General features: G+C 74.4%; 12 protein-coding genes. 4 read left to right on the top strand and 8 right to left on the bottom strand.

Going from position 1 to position 18,735, the window contains the following annotated elements; translation table 11 throughout:
• Positions 1-34 precede the first annotated feature (34 nt).
• From ACWGL3_RS00510 to ACWGL3_RS00475, 8 genes are read right to left on the bottom strand one after another with little or no spacing between them, the layout of a single operon-like run.
• Positions 35-1,540 carry a catalase gene (locus tag ACWGL3_RS00510; RefSeq protein ID WP_267949319.1) on the bottom strand — a complete coding sequence of 502 codons (1,506 nt, stop codon included), beginning with the start codon at positions 1,538-1,540 and terminating at the stop codon, positions 35-37.
• Between the two features lie 57 nt (positions 1,541-1,597).
• Positions 1,598-2,017 carry a Fur family transcriptional regulator gene (locus tag ACWGL3_RS00505; RefSeq protein WP_267949320.1) on the bottom strand — a complete coding sequence of 140 codons (420 nt, stop codon included), beginning with the start codon at positions 2,015-2,017 and terminating at the stop codon, positions 1,598-1,600.
• Between the two features lie 46 nt (positions 2,018-2,063).
• On the bottom strand, positions 2,064-3,626 hold the full coding sequence (locus ACWGL3_RS00500; RefSeq protein WP_267949321.1) for a hypothetical protein: 1,563 nt from the start codon (positions 3,624-3,626) through the stop codon (positions 2,064-2,066).
• Positions 3,623-4,663, bottom strand: coding sequence for a TRAFAC clade GTPase domain-containing protein (locus tag ACWGL3_RS00495; RefSeq protein ID WP_267949322.1), 1,041 nt, complete (start codon positions 4,661-4,663; stop codon positions 3,623-3,625). The genes ACWGL3_RS00500 and ACWGL3_RS00495 overlap by 4 nt, the downstream gene beginning before the upstream one ends.
• A gap of 18 nt (positions 4,664-4,681) precedes the next feature.
• On the bottom strand, positions 4,682-5,806 hold the full coding sequence (locus ACWGL3_RS00490) for a hypothetical protein (protein ID WP_452460574.1): 1,125 nt from the start codon (positions 5,804-5,806) through the stop codon (positions 4,682-4,684).
• Positions 5,803-8,244 (bottom strand): hypothetical protein, encoded by a 2,442-nt coding sequence (locus ACWGL3_RS00485; protein WP_267949324.1) that lies wholly within the window; start codon positions 8,242-8,244, stop codon positions 5,803-5,805. The genes ACWGL3_RS00490 and ACWGL3_RS00485 overlap by 4 nt, the downstream gene beginning before the upstream one ends.
• The gene (locus ACWGL3_RS00480; RefSeq protein WP_452460573.1) at positions 8,241-11,528 is read right to left on the bottom strand and encodes a tubulin-like doman-containing protein; all 3,288 of its coding nucleotides are present in this window, start codon (positions 11,526-11,528) and stop codon (positions 8,241-8,243) included. Before ACWGL3_RS00480 ends, ACWGL3_RS00485 begins: the two co-directional genes overlap by 4 nt.
• A gap of 43 nt (positions 11,529-11,571) precedes the next feature.
• Positions 11,572-13,887: a vWA domain-containing protein gene (locus tag ACWGL3_RS00475; RefSeq protein ID WP_452460572.1), complete on the bottom strand. Its 2,316-nt coding sequence runs from the start codon at positions 13,885-13,887 to the stop codon at positions 11,572-11,574.
• Positions 13,888-14,646: 759 nt separating this feature from the next.
• On the opposite strand from ACWGL3_RS00475, the gene ACWGL3_RS00470 reads away from it, so the two are divergent.
• From ACWGL3_RS00470 to ACWGL3_RS00455, 4 genes are all read left to right on the top strand, one after another.
• Positions 14,647-15,501: a poly(ethylene terephthalate) hydrolase family protein gene (locus ACWGL3_RS00470; protein WP_452460571.1), complete on the top strand. Its 855-nt coding sequence runs from the start codon at positions 14,647-14,649 to the stop codon at positions 15,499-15,501.
• Positions 15,502-15,677: 176 nt separating this feature from the next.
• Entirely contained in the window at positions 15,678-16,397 is a 720-nt protein-coding gene (locus ACWGL3_RS00465) for a DUF981 family protein (RefSeq protein ID WP_267949328.1), read from the top strand.
• 102 nt (positions 16,398-16,499) lie between these two features.
• Complete coding sequence (locus ACWGL3_RS00460; RefSeq protein ID WP_330156252.1) at positions 16,500-16,928, top strand: YchJ family protein; 429 nt, start codon at positions 16,500-16,502, stop codon at positions 16,926-16,928.
• A 157-nt stretch (positions 16,929-17,085) separates the two neighbouring features.
• Entirely contained in the window at positions 17,086-18,720 is a 1,635-nt protein-coding gene (locus ACWGL3_RS00455; protein ID WP_452460570.1) for a hypothetical protein, read from the top strand.
• Positions 18,721-18,735 lie beyond the last annotated feature (15 nt).

Here is an 18,735-nt window from a genome sequence, read left to right as displayed (position 1 = left end):
TGGCACCCGGGTGCTCAGGCGTTCAGGCGTGTGATCAGGCCGGAACGTTGTTCGGGTTGGCCTCGGCCGGCGAGACCTTGCCCGCCTGCAGGGCCTCGATGGCCTTGCGCACGCCCTCGCCGTAGGCGGCGTCGGCCTTGGTGCAGTTGCCGATGTGGCGCTCGATGGTGGCCTGGGAGGCGCCGTCGATCGCACGGGCGGTGTTCTCGAACAGGACCTGCTGCTGCTCCGGCGTCATCTGGCGGAACAGGTTGCCGGGCTGCTCGAAGTAGTTGTCGTCGTCCTCGCGGTAGTCGAACCGGTCGGCGGTCGCGCCCACGGCCAGCGCCGGCTCGGCGTACTGGGGCTGCTCCTGCCAGCGGCCGTAGGAGTTGGGCTCGATGCCGGGGACGCCGCCCTGGTTGCCGTCCACGCGCATGGCGCCGTCGCGGTGGTAGGTGTTGACCAGCTTGGCGCCGCGCGGGTAGTTCACCGGGATCTGGTGGTGGTTGACGCCCAGGCGGTAACGGGCGGCGTCACCGTAGGAGAACAGGCGGCCCTGGAGCATGCGGTCGGGCGAGATGCCGATGCCCGGGACGATGTTGGCCGGGGTGAAGGCGGCCTGCTCGACGTCCGCGTGGTAGTTCTCGGGGTTGCGGTTGAGCTCGAACTCGCCGACCTCGATCAGCGGGTAGTCCTTCTTGGACCAGACCTTGGTGAGGTCGAAGGGGTGGAAGCGGTAGTCCGCGGCCTCGGCCTCGGGCATGATCTGGACGTAGAACGTCCACTTCGGGTTGTCGCCCCGCTCGATGGCCTCGAACAGGTCGCGCTGCGAGGACTCGCGGTCCTCGGCGACGACCTTGGCGGCCTCCTCGTCGGTGAGGTTCTTGATCCCCTGCTGGGTGCGGAAGTGGAACTTGGCCCAGAAGCGCTCGCCGGCCTCGTTGACGAACGAGAAGGTGTGCGAGCCGAAGCCGTGCATGTGGCGGTAGCCGTCGGGGATGCCGCGGTCCGACATGACGATGGTGACCTGGTGCAGGGCCTCGGGGAGGTTGGTCCAGAAGTCCCAGTTGTTCTCGGCCGAGCGCATGTTGGTGCGCGGGTCGCGCTTGACGGCGCGGTTCAGGTCGGGGAACTTCAGCGGGTCGCGGAAGAAGAAGACCGGGGTGTTGTTGCCGACGATGTCCCAGTTGCCCTCTTCGGTGTAGAAGCGCAGGGCGAAGCCGCGGATGTCGCGCTCGGCGTCGGCCGCGCCGCGCTCACCGGCGACGGTGGAGAAGCGGGCGAACATCTCGGTCTGCTTGCCGATCTCGGAGAAGATCGCGGCCTTGCTGTACCGGGTGATGTCGTGGGTGACCGTGAAGGTGCCGAAGGCTCCGGAACCCTTGGCGTGCATCCGGCGCTCGGGGATGACCTCGCGGTCGAAGTGGGCGAGCTTCTCCAGGAACCACAGGTCCTGGAGCAGCATCGGGCCGCGCGGGCCCGCGGTCAGGCTGTTCTGGTTGTCCGCGACGGGGGCGCCGTTGGCTGTCGTCAGCGGCTTGGTGTTGTCGTGCGACATTCGTTCCTCGTCCTAAGGTGGGATCTCTTGGTGCTGCGGTGGAGCACCGGTCGTGTGTCAGGCCTCTTGGCAGGCGGGGCATACGCCCCAGTAGGTGACCTCGACCTCGTCTATGGCGAAGCCGTGGTCCTGTGAACCCGTCATGCAGGGGGCGGCTCCGGTGGCGCAGTCCACGTCCGCGATCACGCCGCAGCTGCGGCAGACCACGTGGTGGTGGTTGTCCCCCACCCTCCGCTCGTAGCGCGCCGCCGACCCCTCCGGTTCGATCCTCCTGACGAGCCCGGCGTCTGTCAGAGCCCTGAGCACGTCGTACACCGCTTGTGTGGACACCGCACCGAGCTGGCCGCGGACCGCCTGGAGGACGGTGCTGGCATCGGCGTGCGGATGAGCCCCGACAGCCTCCAGGACCGCCACCCGTGGCCGGGTCACGCGTAGCGAGGCCTCCCGGAGGAGAGCCTCCGTCTCCGTCTGGTGCATGGGCCCATTCAAGCACTTTTCTGGAATGATTCCAACAAAGGCCATCCTAACTGCCCGTGAACACCGCCACCGCGATCAGCACGAGGAGGAGCTGCACGATCAGGGCGGCCACGAGCCCCGGGCGGACCTCCCACCCGCCCGCCGCGGCTCCGCGCACCACGAGCCTGCGCCCGAACCCCGGGTAGCGGTGCTCGACGATCCGGGTGGCCAGGTCGCTGATCCGGTCCGGGTCCCGGGTCCGGCCCAACTCGTCGAGGAGCCGCAGCAGCTCCTCCGGGGCGCGGTCCGCAGGCACCGCCGCGGGTTCCGGCCGGCCGGGGCGCCCGAGGGAGGGGACGACGGTCCCGGGCGCCGGGTCGGCGTCCGGCCGGAGGGCCGGTCCCCGGTCCGCCGGGGGAACACGCGGCCCGCCGGTCGCGGGGGAACCGGGGACCGTGCCCGGAGCCCCTTCCGTCCGCGACGAGGGGCGCCGGAGCGGAGGGGCCCGGTGCCCGGCCCGGCCGGTGCGCTCCGCCGGTTCGGCGGGGCCCGCGGAGGCGTTCGGGGCCGTGGGCTCCGCCGGCCGCAGGGCGTCCTCCATGGCGCTGGGCGAGAACCGGGGCGGGCCGCCCCAGGGGGCGCTCCCCCACCGGGAGGGGCGCGCCGACGACCGCCGCATGCGCCCGGCCAGGAGTTCCAGAACCCGGGGGTGCTCGGACGCGCGGTCCTCCTGCAGCCCTTCGGTGGCCTCGGGCAGGGTGCCCGCCTCCAGGTGCCCGACGAGCCAGCGGGCGAGGTCGTGGTGGAAGGACCCGTCGCCGCCGGAGAGGACGTCGAGCGCGGTGCCGGACCCCGCGCCGGCCGCGGGCCCCGGCGGCCGGAACGCGATCTTCGGCCGTGTCGGGACGGTGCCGCGTTCCGGCCAGGGCTCGTAGGTGGAGAACGACCAGTCGGACCGCCCGCCCCGGGGCTTGCGCTCGGTGCCGACCACGTCCCGCAGGACCACGTAGGCGCCCCACAGCAGGAGCAGCCTCGTCCTCTCGTCCGGGGCGGGGGCGCCCGCCGGGACGACGACGTCCACGGGGGAGCCGGGGGCCTGCAGCAGCCTCGCCACCAGGGGCGCCAGGCCCGCCTGGGCCGCGGCCTCGCGATTCAGCCGCCCGGGCAGGTCGGAGAAGCTCCCGGGGACGAGGGCCGGAGCCGTGCAGGCCCACCCCCGCTCGGAGTCCCAGGGCTCGGACAGCCACGCGCTCAGCTCGGGCACGGCCTCCAGCGCGACCAGGAGCGCGCGGGGCGCGTTCAGGTCGTCGCCGACCACCGCCTGGGCGCGGCTGCCCCGGCGGTCGGACGGGGCGGGTTCGGGCAGGCGGCGCAGGAGGACGCCCTGCCCGTCCTGGAACCTGCGGTACCAGTAGCTCGGCGCCGTGTGCTCGGGAGGCAGCTCCGGGGCCACCACCCCGTCCAGCCGGTCCCGCCACGTGACGAGCCGCATGTAGCCCTCGGCGCTGTCGGACAGCGAGGTTCCCACGGGTCCGATGCCCGTCCCCAGCAGGCCCTGCCTGCGGTAGCCGAACGAGATCCGCTCCAAGGGCTCCCTGCCGGTCCCCCCGGCGCCCTGCTCCGCGGTCACAGCCCCACCCCCCGCGCCCCCGGGGCCGTCGCGACCCCGGTCATCGCCATCAGCGTGAGGAAGGGCTGGAGGGTGCGCTGCGGCCGGACCGGGCGCGAGTAGCTGGGACTGTCCGGAAGCCGGGCTCCCCCCGTCGCGGAGACCGCGTGGATCGCGCTCCTGCCGAACTCGGTCCACGGCCTCAGGTAGCTCCCGCCCTTGTCGTACCGGTCGATGAACGCGTAGAGGTCCTCCGTCTCGGCCGCGATGCGGGAGGCGTCGTCCAGGCACACCCCGTCGCGCAGCCACCGGTCCACCGGGTGCTCGTAGCGGTACACGTCCGCCTTGCCCACCACCACGACGGCCGCCTTGTCCTGCTTGTCCTCGACCACGTCCAGGACCGCGGAGAAGGTGGTGTCGGCGCGGTCGTCCTCCAGGTCGTCGGGGGAGACGACGAACACGAACCCGTCCACCTTGTCGAAGAACGCCTGCCGGGAGACCTTGCCGACGGTGTCCATGACCTCTCCCGCGACGTCGAAGAAGGCCACGGCGCGCTGGTCGGAGCCGTCGGAGACCATCAGTCCGACCTCGAACTCCCACACGTCGTCGTTGGTGCGCGCCAGGACCCGGCCCTGGCCCAGGAGGGGGCGGACCCGGGTGTTGGTGAACCGCTCGTACGCGTTGACGTCCAGGGGGGAGGCCGACAGGCCGAACCGGTTCAGGCCCTGTTCCTGGATCGCGCCGACCATCGACGCGAGCAGGTGGGTCTTGCCGGACCGCGGCGCCCCGACGAGGGCGACCACCACCGGGTCGCGCCGCTGGTTGACGTACTGGTAGGGGAGGTGGTGCTCGGGGTACTCGTTGCCCCTGTTGGGGCACAGCACCTGGGCCCGGGTGCGCATGATCCGGAGCCGCATGTGCTCGGTGGCCCCGTCCGGGACGTACAGCGGGCGGTACTCGCCGTCCCGCCACTCCCTCAGCTCCCCGCTGTCCGGTCCGACCCGGCTCAGGCACACGGGGCAGAGGACCCGGGGGGCGTCCGCGGAGTCGTCGGTCATGGGTGGTCAGCCTCTCGGTCAGCCGAAACGGAGGAACAGGGCGACGGACACGGCCACCATCAGCACGAGCAGGAGCGCGAGGCCGACGTAGCCGGACCGGCCCGTCCCGCGGGCGGTCTCCACGTCGGGGACGGGGCTCTGGAGCGGGGGCCCGCCTGGAGTGGGCGCGGCGGGGGCACGGGGCGCGGGCCCCTCGGGCGCGGACCCGTCCCCGTCCGGCGGGACCCACCCGGCCGCGAGCCTCTTGCGCTCCCTGTTCTCCCGGAACCTCGTGCGGCCCTGCCGGAGGTGGTCGCCGACCCCGGTCCGGTGGGGCGGCACCGCGCCCGACACCCGGGCCAGGAGCTCCCCGGCCCCGGGACGCTCCTCCGCCTCCCTGGCGAAGACCCCCTCCAGCTGCACGGCCAGCCCGGGGTGCCCGTCCAGCGGAAGGATGCCTCCGCCGGACACGTCGTGGCCGCTCAGGGCCTGGAACAGGACCAGGCCGGCCGACCACACGTCGTCACGGGGGTCGCACCGCCCCACCGCCGCGCGCTGCTCGTGGGAGGCCCACGGGCCGACGCCCACCGACTCGCGCGCCACACCGGCCACGGTCGCGCTGGTGAAGCCGCACACCTGCACGCCCCCGCCCCCGCCGTCCCAGCGGACGGTCCCGGGCCGGATGTCCCTGTGCACCACTTCGCAGGCCTGCAGCCAGAACAGGGCCCGGAACAGGCCCTCACGGAAGGCCGCCCGCTCCTCCTCGAACAGCAGCCGCCTGCCCAGGACCGCGTCGAGGGGTTCGCCCCGGTAGGGCTCCAGCAGGGCGAAGGGCTCCGCGGGGTCGTCGCGGTAGCCGACCAGGCGGCTCAGCTCCGCCGGCGGGGGACCGTGCGAGGCCCTGGCCAGCCTGACCCCCGCGAGGATCTCGTTGTCCAGGGCGGCGAAGGCCCGGGCCCGGTCCTGGACGCGCTCGCCGTCGAGGGGGCGCACGGACAGCCTGAGCAGGTCGCGCCCGGACACCTCGTCGTGCACCGCCACCAGGTCCAGCAGCGGGTGCGTCGGCGCGTCGACGGTCCGGTCCGGGGCCGGGACCAGGCGGCACCGCGCGCCCTCCCGGCGGGGCGTCAGGTAGGCGGCCTCCACGGCACTGTGCTCGTTCAACGCAGGTAGTCCTCCTCCGGCCGGTCGGTCCCGGCCCCCCTGCCCTCCGCGCCCCCGCGGGGCCTGTCCGCGGGGTCCTCCCCGAAGGGCGCCTCCGGCGCCTCCGCCGGCCCCCCGGCCGCGCCCGCGGCGAACGCGCCCGCCGGGTCCTCCTCCGGGTCCGGAACGGGACGCCCCGCCGCGCCCCCGTGCCCGCCGTCCGACGGCTCCGTCCGGGACCACCGGGTACGCACCACCCCCGGGCGCAGCGGGACGAGCCGCAGGACTCCCGTGAGCGCCCCCTCGCGCGTCCACACGGCCGAACGGTCCGGGAACGCCGAGTCCGGGTCCCCGTACACAGCGGCCCCCGCGCGCAGCGAGTACGGGGCGAAGCGCACCGCCCGCACCGCGGGGGCGCTCTCGCCCAGCAGGGACAGGTGGCCCGGGTCGCACAGCTGCAACATGCGGTCCTCCGGGGCCAGGCGCAGCGTGTCCAGCGCCCGGTTCAGGTCGGGGCCGCCCCGGACCTGCCGGGGCGTGTCCGGGTCGGCGAAGCGGGGCGGGACGTGGGCGCCCGCACGGGCCAGGTGCTCCCGGTACCCCTCCAACAGGTCGGTCGCCGTGCCGTGCACCCTCCGGGAGAGGTCGCCGACAGGCGTACCCGAGCGCAGCCCGGCCAGCACCGGCTCCAGCGCGGCGCGCGCCAGTGCCGACAGGTCCGAGCGCACCACCGCCTCCAGTTCCTCCGGGTGCGAGGAGGGCGGCGGCAGGGCGGCGGCCGCCCCGGCGAAGGCGTCGGCGACGGCGCGCACCGCCCCCTGGGCGGACCGGGCGGCGTCGGCCACCCCGCTCCGCGCGGCCCCCGGGTACCAGGACTCGCGCGCACGCCGGTCGACCAGCGCCGCCAGGGCGGTGACGGACGCGTCGGCCCGCTCCGGGGCGATCCGGTCCCGCCACCTGCGGGCGAGCCGGGACCACGTGTACAGGAGCACGCCGCCCCCGGCCGCCGCGCAGGCGGGGAGCGCCAGGGACAGCCACACGGGCGGCGGCACCACGAGGCCGAGCTGCAGCACACCGCCCGCGCCCAGCCCCGCCAGGACCCCGGAGAACGCCGCCACCGCGTGCGCGACGGCGGTCGGCAGCCCGCCGCCCGGGCCGCGGGCCCTCCGTGCGCCCGCGGTGACCGCCAGGACCCAGGCCAGGGCGGTGGCGATCCCCCCGGCGATCCCCGCGGGGCCGCCGGCGAGCGCGGGCAGCACGGGCAGGAGGAAGGCCGGGAGCAGGAGCGGGGACAGCGGCCCCGGCAGGGGGAAGGGGGGCGGGTCCGCCAGGGACCGCAGCACGTCGTCGGGGTCCTCCGGGCCCGGCTGCGGAGGGGCGGCGCCGTCACGGGGGGCGACGCGCCGGGAGACCTCCTCCAGGTCCCGGGCGAGCCCGTCGAGCGCGACGCCCCCGCGCACCCCTTCGTCCAGGAGCCGGGCGAGCGCGCCCAGCGCCTCGTCGACCTCCTCGCGGGTGGGCGGCGCGCCCACGACCCCGGCCCGGCCCAGGGCGGCCGCGAGCCGGTTCCCGGTCAGGGGGGAGAGCTCGCGGAAGAGCCGGTCGACATGGGCGCGGTAGGCGTCCAGCGCCTCCCCGGCCGCTCGCAGTTCCTCCCGTCGCACGCGTTCGGGTGTGGTGCGCGCGAACGCCCCTCCCGGTGCGGAGAGCGAGGCCAGTGCCTCCTCCGCCGCGGCGGCCGCGTCCCGGGCGTGGCGCTCGCGGGCCCCGAGCTCCCCCGTGCCGCCGACGACGTCGACGGGGCGGGGCCGGTGGGCGCCCGCCACGAGGTCCGCCAGCAGGTTCCCCCGGGAGGGCGCGGCGGCCGGGACCGTTCCGGTCCCGCCCCCGGACGCGCCCCCTCCGGAGGCGTACCGCCGCAGGGCCGCGGCCAGCGCGGAATCGGCCGCGCCGCCGCCCCTGTCGGGTTCGGACCAGCACAGGCCGGGCGAGGCGGCGGCCTCGGGCAGCTCGCCGCTCAGCTCCACGACGCGGTCGAACACCTCCACCTGCCCCAGCGCGGCGAGCAGGTGCTCCAGGCCGGCCCCGGAACCGGCGGGGACACCGGGCCGGGGCCGGGGCGGCCCCGGTGGCCGGATGCCCCAGTCCACCCCCGTGGTGTCACCGACCCACAGGGTGGCCACACCGCGCCCGGGGCCCAGCTGGCCGGGGCGGTCCAGGAACCGGCGCCCGGCGTCCGCGGTCGGGGGGCCCACGGCGACGCACACCGCGGAGCGGACGCGGCCGCTGGTGAACACCGCCTCGTAGGCGGCCGCGTGTCCGGCCAGCAGCCGGGTCCCGTCCAGGAGGACGACCCGGTCGGCCCCGGTGAGGGGGGTGCCCTCCCCGAGCTCGCCGAGGACGGCCCCCAGGGCCTCCTCCGGGCTGCTCCCACGCAGGTCGAACAGGCGTACGCTCATCGCAGCGGGTCACCCTCCCGGCCGCCGGGCCGTCCGGGGCCGTTACCGACCCCGTCCCCGCCGAAGTCCATGCGGTCGGGACCGGGCTCCCCGGGGCCCGCGGTCCGGTACCCGTGTCCCGCCCCGCCGCCCGAGGCCGACGCCTCCGAGCGCAGCTGCCCCAGGTTGGAGAACAGCGGCATGTGCACCCCCGTGAAGTCCAGGTCCATGGCGGCGGGCACGGTGAGCTCCCAGAAGTCCCGTGCCTGGAGCAGTCTGCCGCGCGAGCTGCCGGGCAGGCCCTGCGCCATCCGTTCCAGCCGCCGCGCCTCGCTCCGGTCGTCGGCCAGGCGGCAGAAGGCCTCGAAGACCGGGTGCGGGGGCTCCGGCCTGCTGTCGACGCCGAACGGCACCTCCCGCATGAGCTGGGTGCTGAACTGCCCCGTGATGCCGTCCTCGCCGGTGAAGGCCCAGCGCTCGTAGGCCTGGAGCAGGCTGCCCCAGGAGGAGGTGCGGCCCAGGGGCGCCAGCCGCAGCGGCATGGTGACCCCGCCGCCCAGGGTGAAGCGGACCTCGTCCGGGGCCGACGGGTCGCCGACCACGGACGCCCTCCCGTTCCACAGGGCGCTGAGCAGCCGCTGCAGGATGCGGACCCGGTGCCGCTCCGTCGTGGCCAGGTGGCTGAAGTCGTACCCGAGCCGCTGGCGCCAGGGCAGGTGGTCGCCGGGCTCGTGGCGGATGAGCGCGTCGGACCACAGCCGCATGACCTCCCGGACCTCGGGGACCTCGGTGATGCCCATGGAACTGCGGAAGAGGACCACGCTGATGCTCTCGGCGCCGGTCACCCGGTACTCGAACCTGTGCCCGGCGCCCCGCGGCAGGTTGAGCATCTCCCTCAGGCACTGCTCGACAGCGGCGTTCTTGGTCGGGGAGTCGTAGGAGATCAGGATCTTGAGCGGGCCGTTTCCCTGGGGGTCGTACCCCACCGGGAGCAGGCCGGCCACCTGGGCGCGGAAGCGGGCCAGGTCCTCCTCGGCGATCCTGCCCGCCGTCTGCCCCGCGGCGTGGGAGAGCAGGTCCGCCAGCCGGGGCAGGAGGTGGGTCCTGGGGGACTCCGGGTCTCGCAAAAAACTCTTGACCCAGGTCTTGAGCCGTTCGCGAAGGAAGGCCACGGCCTCGGCCGGACCGCTCTCCAGGGCGGCGCCGAAGGCCTCCGCCCAGATGTGCGGTCCGAGGAGCGTCTGGACCAGTTCGGCGTCGGTGGGGGAGGCGTGCAGCTGCCCCGACTCGTGCAGGTCCCGAACCACCTGCTCCCGGACCCGCGCGAAGAACGGTTCGAGGTCGCCGCCGGACGGGGGGAGGAGGTAGGAGACCCCGGTGCGCTGCCGGTAGAGCTCGCGGGAGAGCCGTTCGAAGCGGGGGCGGTCGGCCCGGGCGTGCTCGTCCAGCTGCTGGACGAGCGCGGGCAGGTCCCGCGCCATCTGCGCGGTCTGCTGCTTCCAGCGGGGCTCGGCCGCCGCCCAGGCCTCGCTCCAGGCGGTCCGTGTCTGCCAGTCGTACCAGGCGTCCTGGCGCGCCCGGGCTGCGGAGGGCTCGGGGTCGGCGAAGCGGATCCTGCGCAGGCCGCCCAGCCGGTCCCGCATCTCGGGCAGGGCCGGGAACCCGTTCATGCCCTCCGGGGGCGGGGGTGCGTCGCGGCGCCGCTGGATCAGGCCGAGGACCCCCAGCTGCGCCGTCGGATCGCTGCTCCGGGGGTCGCCCGAGAGCACGCGCAGCGCCTGGAAGGGGTCCAGGCCGGAGAGCAGCGCGCGTACCCCGGCCCGGTGGTCGAAGCTCCGGGCCAGGTCTGGAGCCTCGCGGGCGAGGCGGGAGCGCAGGGCCGCCAGGCTGTGCTTCATGGCCTCGCCGCGGTCGTACAGGGCCCCCGCGACCTCCTTGGCGCCGTCCGCGGGCTGCGGTTCGGCGAAGCCGATGCCGGTCCGGGCCAGGAGCGGGTGCAGCTGGGCCTCGGAGAAGAAGTTCCGCAGCGCCTCCTGGATCTGCTCCGGGGGGAGCGCGCGCATCGGCGCCTGCATGTCCTCCACCGCCGAGCGCAGCAGCCGGGAGCCGATGATGTCGGCGATCTCGTCGACGGGCACGGTCATGGAGGCGACCAGGGCGGTCGACACGCCCTGGTTGCCGATGCCCGTCTCGGCCGAGGAACCGCGCTTGCTGTCCCCGTTGATGAAGCTGTCCGCGAAGGACTGGTACTCCTGCTGCGCAGCGGGGGCCTCCTCGGCCTTGTCGTCGGGGTCGGTCCCGGCCAGGGACAGCATCAGGGAGACCACCGAGCGGTGCAGGTCCTCGCGGTCGGTCCCGGTCGGCCTGTTGAACAGGAACGCCGTCTGCATCGTGGAGGACGCCATCTGGACGCGGCCCTCCACCGGGTAGTGGACGCAGGCCTCCTCGCGGCTGCGGAGCGAGGGACGGGTGTCGTCGGCCAGCTCCAGGGAGGCCTCGCGCCCGTTCTGGTCGTCGACGAGGCGGAACAGGTCCAGGAGGGCGCGGCCCGCGTTGAGCCGGGCGTTGCGCCCGCCGCCGAACCCCTCGTCGAAGGACGAGGGCATGAGGACCAGGGGGTAGATCTGGATGCGCATGCCCGAGCGCTCGAAGGCCCGGGCGATCAGGTGCAGGTAGTCGTAGAAGATCCCGGCCCCCGTGCCGCCCGCGACGGAGAACGAGACGAACACGTCGCACGCGCGGGGCAGCGCGCCGCCCAGCGCGGCCAGGTCCCCGGCCGAGGTGGCGAGCCGGTTGATCGCCTCGTGCAGGGGGGCGACGGCCGGCCCCACGCCGCCCCGGAAGGTCTCGAACAGGGCGGCCCGGCCCACCGTGGGGAACTGCCCGGCCCCGTGGTCCAGCGGCGCTACCCGGGGTTCGCCCGCCTCGGGCGGGAGCCAGTGCCCCACCGTCTCGCCCGCGCTCAGCCGCAGGCTGCGCGCGGCCTCCGGGTAGGTGCGGACCTCGGGCAGCAGGTCGCGCACGTAGTGGGCGGTGCGCTCGACCGCGGGGAAGTACTGGCGTCCGGGCACCACGCTCGAGGGCATGGCGTCCAGCTGGCTGCGGCTGACGTCGGCGTAGACGAACTGCACGCAGGACGGCAGCTGGTAGGGGAGGAGGTCGGCGCCCGGGCGGCGCCTCTGGAACTCGGTCCCGTCGGGGCCGCAGAACTCCTCGCGCATACGGCGTTCGAGCTCGGCGCCGATACGGCAGCCGGTGCCGCCGAGACCGACGTACAGAAGCGGCTGGTAGAGCTTCATCGTCATGGAGAGGGGAACCCTTCGGCTGTGCGTCGTTCCTCGGGAGGGGTCAGTCGATGTGGATGCCGTCGGTCGGCGGTCCCTGCTCGGGGGCGGCCGCACCGGGGCCCGGGGACCGGGGGTGCGCGTGCTGCGCGGGGGGAGGGGAGGGTTCCCTCCGGCGTGTTCGGCCGTCCTCGAAGGAGACGGTCAGGCCGCCGGACAGCGGCTCGTCGGCCTGGCCGAAGCGCAGGAGCCGCTCCCGGCCGTCGGCGGTGCGCAGCAGCACACCGCCCGAGCGGTGCCGCCGGACCTCGTGGACGCGGGCCGGACCGGGACCGCGGGCGTGGTCGAGCCGAGGGTCGGCCCCCGCCTCCTCGCGGACGGTGAAGGCGAAGACCGTGCTCCGCCTGGCAGGGGCCGTCAGGGGCGGGAGGAGGGCGCCGCCGTCCCGGTGGAGCGTGACGACGATCCCCCCGACGTCCCGTCTCTCCCGTGCCTTCTTCAGGCCCAGCAGGAGCGAGCCCCCGCCGAGGAGGACCAGGGCGGCCAGCGGGGCCCAGATCCACCAGTACCGCTCCAGGACGCCGGGGGCGGAGCGCACGGTCGTCGCGATCGTGGGGGAGGTGTGCAGGACCTCGCCCCGGGCGTCGACCGCCAGGACGTTGAGGGTCGCCGGGCCCAGTGCGGAGCCCTCTCCGAAGCGGACCGTGAAGTCGCTGCGGCTGCTCCCGGGCGCGAAGCCGGAGGTGTCCTGCGCGATGGTGGCGAGCAGGCCCTCCGAGGGGGCGAGCACCAGCTCGACGGTCTCCTCCCGCGGCCCCTGGTTGGTGACGGTCAGGGTTCCGGCCACCTCCTGGCCGGACCAGACCTGTTCGGGGAGTTCCCCGAAGGAGACGCTGGGCCGGAGGCTGCTGCCCCCGGGGTCGAAGGTGTACACGTACTCGTGCACGTCGTCGGGCACGCCGGGCCCCTGGACCCGGCTGGTGAAGGTCACCTCGTCCGTCCCCTCGGGGACGGAGACCGTGCCGGCGTACTGCCCGTCCCCGGCCGCGGAGTCGGGGGCCTCGCCCCCGTCGCCGATCTCCACGGGGGCGGAGGAGCCGTCCGGGAAGGCCGCCTCGGCGGAGAATTCGAGGTCGGCGAGGGCCTCGGGGGAGGTGATCGGGCCGCGGCGGGTGCGGATGTCCACCCGGACCACCAGCTCTCCGGGGTCCTGCCCTCCTTCCACCCGGAGGAAGGTGTTGATGAAGCCCTTCCACTGGGCGCGCGCCGTCACCAGCTCCTCGGGGGTCCCCTCGGGCGAGGTGAGCCGGACGCTCCAGGTGCCGGGCATCGGGTCGACGAGGCGCAGCACCTCGACGGGGCTGTTCTCACCGCTGACGGTGATCGGGGAGCCGCGGTGCTCGGCGGCGCCGGTGTCCACCGTCTCGCCCTCGGGGTCGAGGTACTCCACGCGGATGGCCGGGTTGTTCTTGGTGACCATGAGTGCGCCGTCGGTCGCCACGAGCGGGATGTCGACCTCCAGCGTGGCCCGGCCCCCGCCCGCCAGGGTCTCGTCCGCGGGCTCCCCCACCTGGGAGCAGGAGGCCGCGGCCAGGGCCTCCTGGAGGGAGCGCGCCACGTCGGAGGAGTCGTCGGCCACGCGGGCCACCGGAGCGGACACCTCCAGGTCGTTGCAGGTGTCCTGCGAGCCGCCCGCGGCGAACGCGTCGAGCTGGTCCCTGTCGATGGCGCTCCCGAACCCCAGGGGCCAGATCCGCACACCGTTCTCCGCAGCCCGTTCCAGGTGCTCCCCGACCAGGGCGGCGGCGTTGTCGTTGCGGCGCTCGGCCGCGCCGTACTGGGGGCTGTCGCGTACGTCGAGTGCGCCGTCGGTGAGCAGGAAGACGATCTTGGACGATCCGTCCGGTGAGTCCGCGCCGGTCAGGTGGCCCAGCGCCGCTCCCAGCGCCTCGGCGTGGTCGGTGTCGTCGCCCTCGGAGTCCTCGCGGCGCTCCAGGCCGTCGACGCAGTCGGCCAGGTACTGGCGGCCCCCGTCCTCGTCGACGAGGGTGGGGCGGCACACCTCCCGGGCGGCGATCTGGCCCGACTCGCCGTTGTTGCTGCCGAAGCCGACCACGGTGACGCGCGATCCGGGGTCCAGGACGCTCTGCGCGATGGTCGAGGCCGCGTTGGCCTCCGCCTCGACGTCGTCCCGGTCCAGGGAGCCGGACTCGTCCACCAGGACCACGATGTCGAGGGGGACCGGGGCGCTCTCCCCGGGCTGCGGCGCGCGTGCCCCGGCGTGGGCGGGGAGCGGGACAGCCGGTCCGAGGAGCAGGAGAAGTGTCGCGACGAGGGCCGTGCGGCTCCCGGCCGGCTTCACGCGGGGGGTCGTGGCCAAGCCACCTGTTCCCTTCTCGTCGAGGTGGTGAGAGAAAGCGATCCTTTTTTCACGTGAACAAGATGCTTGTCATCGGAAAAATATAGGGGAGGCATACTGTACTGCTTTCCGAGAGGTGCTTCAACGGATTCCGGTGCGGTTTTCTGTTCCATATATGTGGCCGATGGGATCTCTGGGGTGTTTCTTTCTTTGTGGTGTTCGGGTGTGTCTCTGGGGTCGTGGTGGTCATTTTTATCGGGGTTGTGGCTTGTTCGGTGTTTTCCGACGGGGGGTTCGGTTTCCTTCTCGATCGGGTCTCGGTGGCCCCTCTGGGGTGTTCCCCCCGCGGGGTCGGGTTCCGTGTGCGCCGGCGGTGGCCGAACGCCGCCCATCTGCTCTTCGGTGGGGGTGCGACGTCGCGGTCCGGTGCGGGAGGCCGACCGGGGGCGGCGGCGTCCAGGCGTCAGGGGCGTTTCAGGTCCTTCGTCCCAAAGGGAAAGGGGGCGACGGGCGGTCGACGCCACGGAGGCGCCCACGCGGGTGGATTCGTCCCGCGCCCCGCACACGGGAACCCGTCGCAGGGGGCGGGGTGAAGGAAGGAGAGGGATCGGGCGGCGGATTTCCCACCCCTTTCCCGAGGGCTCGCCGGGGCGGGCGCGGCTTCATCGGTGGATCGACCGGTCCTGCCCCAGTGCGATTGACAGCCGATTTTCGGTGTCGAATATTCGGGGGACAGCGCGCCTGAGGCCGCTGTCCCCGCACCCCCTGAGGAGACACGAGATGGAACCGCGCACACCCGGCCGCCGGACGGCAGCCGTCCTCGTCGCCCTGCTGGCCGCCGCCCTCCTCCCTTCGGCCCCCGGCACGGCCGCCGCCGACCGCGTGGAGGCCGCCGGCGGAACGGGCCCCTACGACGCCGGGTACGTCACCACCCTCCGCCTGCGCGACCACACCATCTACCGGCCCGTCGACCTGCCCGGGGACGAGACGCTGCCCGTCGTCGCCTGGGGCAACGGCGCCTGCCGCGCGGACGGGACGTGGTTCGAGAACATCCTCACCGAGTTCGCCTCGCACGGGTTCCTGGTCATCGCCAACGGCCGCCCGGGCGGGACCGGCAGGACCGACCCCGAGATGCTCACCGAGGCCGTCGACTGGGCGATCGCGGAGAACAGCCGCCTGTTCAGCGAGTACCGGGGGAGGATCGACACGGAGAACATCGCCGTCATGGGCCAGTCCTGCGGCGGGCTGGAGACCTACGAGGTGGCCGACGACCCCCGGATCACCACCACCGTGCTCTGGAACAGCGGGCTGCTGAGCGACTCCGACAACCACCTGCTCGACGACCTGCACGCCCCGATCGCCTACTTCGCCGGCGGGCCGACCGACATCGCCTACGAGAACGCCCTCGACGACTGGGAGCGGATCCCCTCGGACCTGCCCGCGTTCATGGGCAACCTCGACGTCGGGCACTTCGGGACCTTCGCCGAACCCAACGGCGGCGAGTACGGCAGGGTCGGGACCGCGTGGCTGAAGTGGCGGCTCAAGGGGGACGAGGAGGCGGGGGGCGAGTTCGTCGGCGAGGACTGCGGCCTGTGCTCCACCGAGTGGGACGTCCGTCAGCGCAACCTCTCGTAGACGGGGAGCCGGCCGTACGGAGCCCCGTGCCCCGCCGCCCGCCGGCCCCGGCCGGAACCCCGGCTCGTCGCCCCGAGAGCTGCGGCGATGCGTGACTCCGCCGTCACACTGTGCGAATTTTACGGAACCGGCCCGCGCTCTTCCCGCGGGCCGGTTCTCGAACGGGGGCGGGGTACATGGGGGACTTCCTGACCGGGGTCGAGGGCGGCCTGACGATCGACTGGGCGACCATGCCCACGTACAACACCGTGATGTCCGTCGCCGCGGGCGCCGGACTGCTGCTGGTGGTCGCCCTGGGCCGCGCGCTGCTGCGGGGCGGGCGGATCGTGCCCGACGGATGGGCGCTGGCCTTCGGGGCACTCGGCCTGCTCCTGGCGACCACGGGCCTGCACATGACCCTGACCTGGCCGCTCGCTGCGGGCGGGTTCCCGTTCGACAACATCGTCTTCGGGGAGCCGAGCCTCGTGTTCGGCGTCCTGCTCCTGGCGGCGTCCCTGTACCTGTGGAAGCGCGGCGAGGCCCTGAACGGGCACGAGAACCCCGCCGCGCACGCGGCGCGGGTCGCGGGCCCCCTCTCCGTCCTGGTGTTCGGCATCGGCCTCGCGGCGTTCGGCATCGCCGCGGCGGGGTGGGCGTTCATGCTCTTCGCGGCCCCTCCGCAGGAGCCCATCTCCGGGGTGTTCGGCGCCTACCCCTGGCTGGAGGCCACCTTCATCTCCGGCCTCTACGTACTCGTGGGGGTCGGCGCGGTCCTGTTCCCGTTCGGACTCAGGTCCCTGGGATCGGGGCTGTGGACGGTGATCGGTGTCGCGTGGGGCGTCGCCGGGGCGGCGTTCCTGCTGTTCGGGGCGTTGAACTACTACACGCACATCGGTCTGGTCATCAACACCATGTGACCTGTCGGCCCGCCGGGCGCCCGTGGCCGGGGCCCTTCGGTCGCCGTGCCGGAGCCCGCGCGTCCGGGACCGCCCACGGCCCGGACCGGCCACAATGGGGGGATGTCGCAGCGAAACCCACGCACCAGCCCCCGACCGCACACCACGGCGGCAGGCTCCCCCTGCCCCTGCGGGAGGCCGGAGTCCTACGGGGACTGCTGCGGCCGCCTGCACAGCGGGACGGCGGCGGCCTCCACCGCCGAGCAGCTGATGCGCTCGCGCTACAGCGCTTTCGCCGTCGGCGACCGCGACTACCTCCTGCGGAGCTGGCACCCCCGAACCCGGCCCTCCGACCTCGACCTCGACGCCCGCACGCAGTGGGTGCGGCTGGAGATCCTGTCCACCGGCGAGGGCACGCCCTTCCACAACGAGGGCACGGTCGCCTTCCGCGCCGTGTACCGGGAGAACGGCCGGGAGGGCGAGCTCGTCGAACACAGCCGCTTCCTGCGCCACGACGGGGCCTGGGTCTACCTCGACGCCCTCCCGGAGTGACCCCGCGGGGCCGGGCGGGCCGGAGGCCCCTGCGCACCGGACGGCGGGCCCGGCGACCGGTGAACCCCCGGCGACGGGCGCGCCCCGCGGTGCGCGCCGCCGCCCCGGCACGGTAGGAAGGGTGCGCGAACGTCGCCGAACGGACACGGAGAGCACCATGAACGCCTCGACGCCCGGCCCGCTGGAACAGGGCCCCCTCCTGCAGGACCTCGCGGGCCGGCTGGTCTCGGCCGTGCCCGAGGGATGGCAGCAGCTCACCTACCTGACCAGGGTCATCGGCGCCCACACGGACGAGACCCTCGCCGTCCAGGACACCGACGGCCAGGTGAGCCAGGTGGAGGTCCCCGAGGGGGTCGGCGAGCTCGTCGGCGCCCTCAAGCGCGCCGGGTACCAGGAGGGCAAGGGGACCTGGCTCTCCATGATCGTCTCGGTGCACCACACCCACCAGCTCAACGTCGAGTACAACCACGACACCGAACCCGAACTGGCCCCCGGAGCCGCCCCCCTCGCCTACGCCCAGGAGCTGGAGCGCTTCCCCCGCGACGAGGAGGCGGTCCCCGCATGGCTGCGCGCCAGGCTCGCGGAGGCGCGGGAGCTGCCGACCGAACAGATCACGGCGGACTTCGGCGCGGCGCTGGTCGAGGCGTGCGCCGCCGAGGGGCTGCGCGCCGAGTACCTGCCGCCGACCGGCCTGCGGGTCTCCCTCCCCGACGGCGGGGTCCTCATGGACAACGACCTCAAGGACACGTTCGACCAGGCGGCCGTCCTGCCCCCGGAGCAGCGCCTCGGCCTGGCCACCCACTTCGGGGGGTACATGGCCCGCGCGGCAGGGGAGCGCGGGGCCCCCGGCGGAGCCCCCGCGGCGGACTCCGGCGCGGACGACGCGGTCGCGGGCGCCCTCGTCGCCGCCTTCCGCGAGGAGGGCGTCGAGGTCTCCTTCGAGGAGGCGGATACGCTGGTCGTGCCGCTCCCCGACGGCAACCGGGCCACCACCGACATCAGCGGGTTCCGCTCCGCCCTGGCCGACGCCGCCCCCGACCAGCTCGCGCACCACGCGGCCGGGTTCGCCCGCGCGGCTGTCGACCAGCTGGCAAAGGCCACCCGGCCGGACGGCGCCACCGGGGCCCCGGCGCCCGACGGCGACCCCGGGGCGGACGGGGCCGGACGGCTCCGGGTCCGCCTCTACCCCGCCTCGGCCTTCCCCGAGGGGATCCTGGAGGAACTCCTCGCCCGGGAGATCGCCCCCGGCCTGTGGCAGACCGTCGTGGTCGACAGCCCCCAGAGCCTGCAGCCCCTCTCCCGCAAGGCGCACGAGGACACCGGCCGCCCCGACGACGAGGTCTTCGCCGAGGCCGTGGCCGGCTCCCTGGACGAACCCGTCGAGGTGAGCGAGCACGACCTCGACGGGGTCCGCCTCGTACACATCGGCGGACCGCACCCCTACGTGGCCGCGCAGGCGCACGCCCTCGGACGACACATCGGCGAGGCCCCGCACGGAGCCCTCGTGGCCTTCCCCGTCCCCGAGGTGCTCATCGCCCACCCGCTCGGCCAGGGGCACCCCCTCGCGGCGATGGAGAACCTGCAGGAGATCGCCGGGAAGTTCGCCGCCGACGCCGCCAAGCCCATCGGCGCGCAGCTCTACTGGTGGCACCCCGGCTCGCTCGCCGCGGGACAGGAGGCCGTGCCCGACCTGCGGGCCGTGGGGATCGAGGTCGACCACGAGGCGAAGTCGGTCTCCGTCCGCACCTCCGACGAGGAGTTCGGCCCCGTGCTCGACTCCCTGCTCGGTTAGCCCGCGCCGCCCGGG

The organism is Nocardiopsis sp. NPDC055824, from assembly GCF_053616335.1.
Note: the sequence above shows the minus strand (reverse complement) of the source record. Positions and strands in the feature narration are given on the sequence as shown.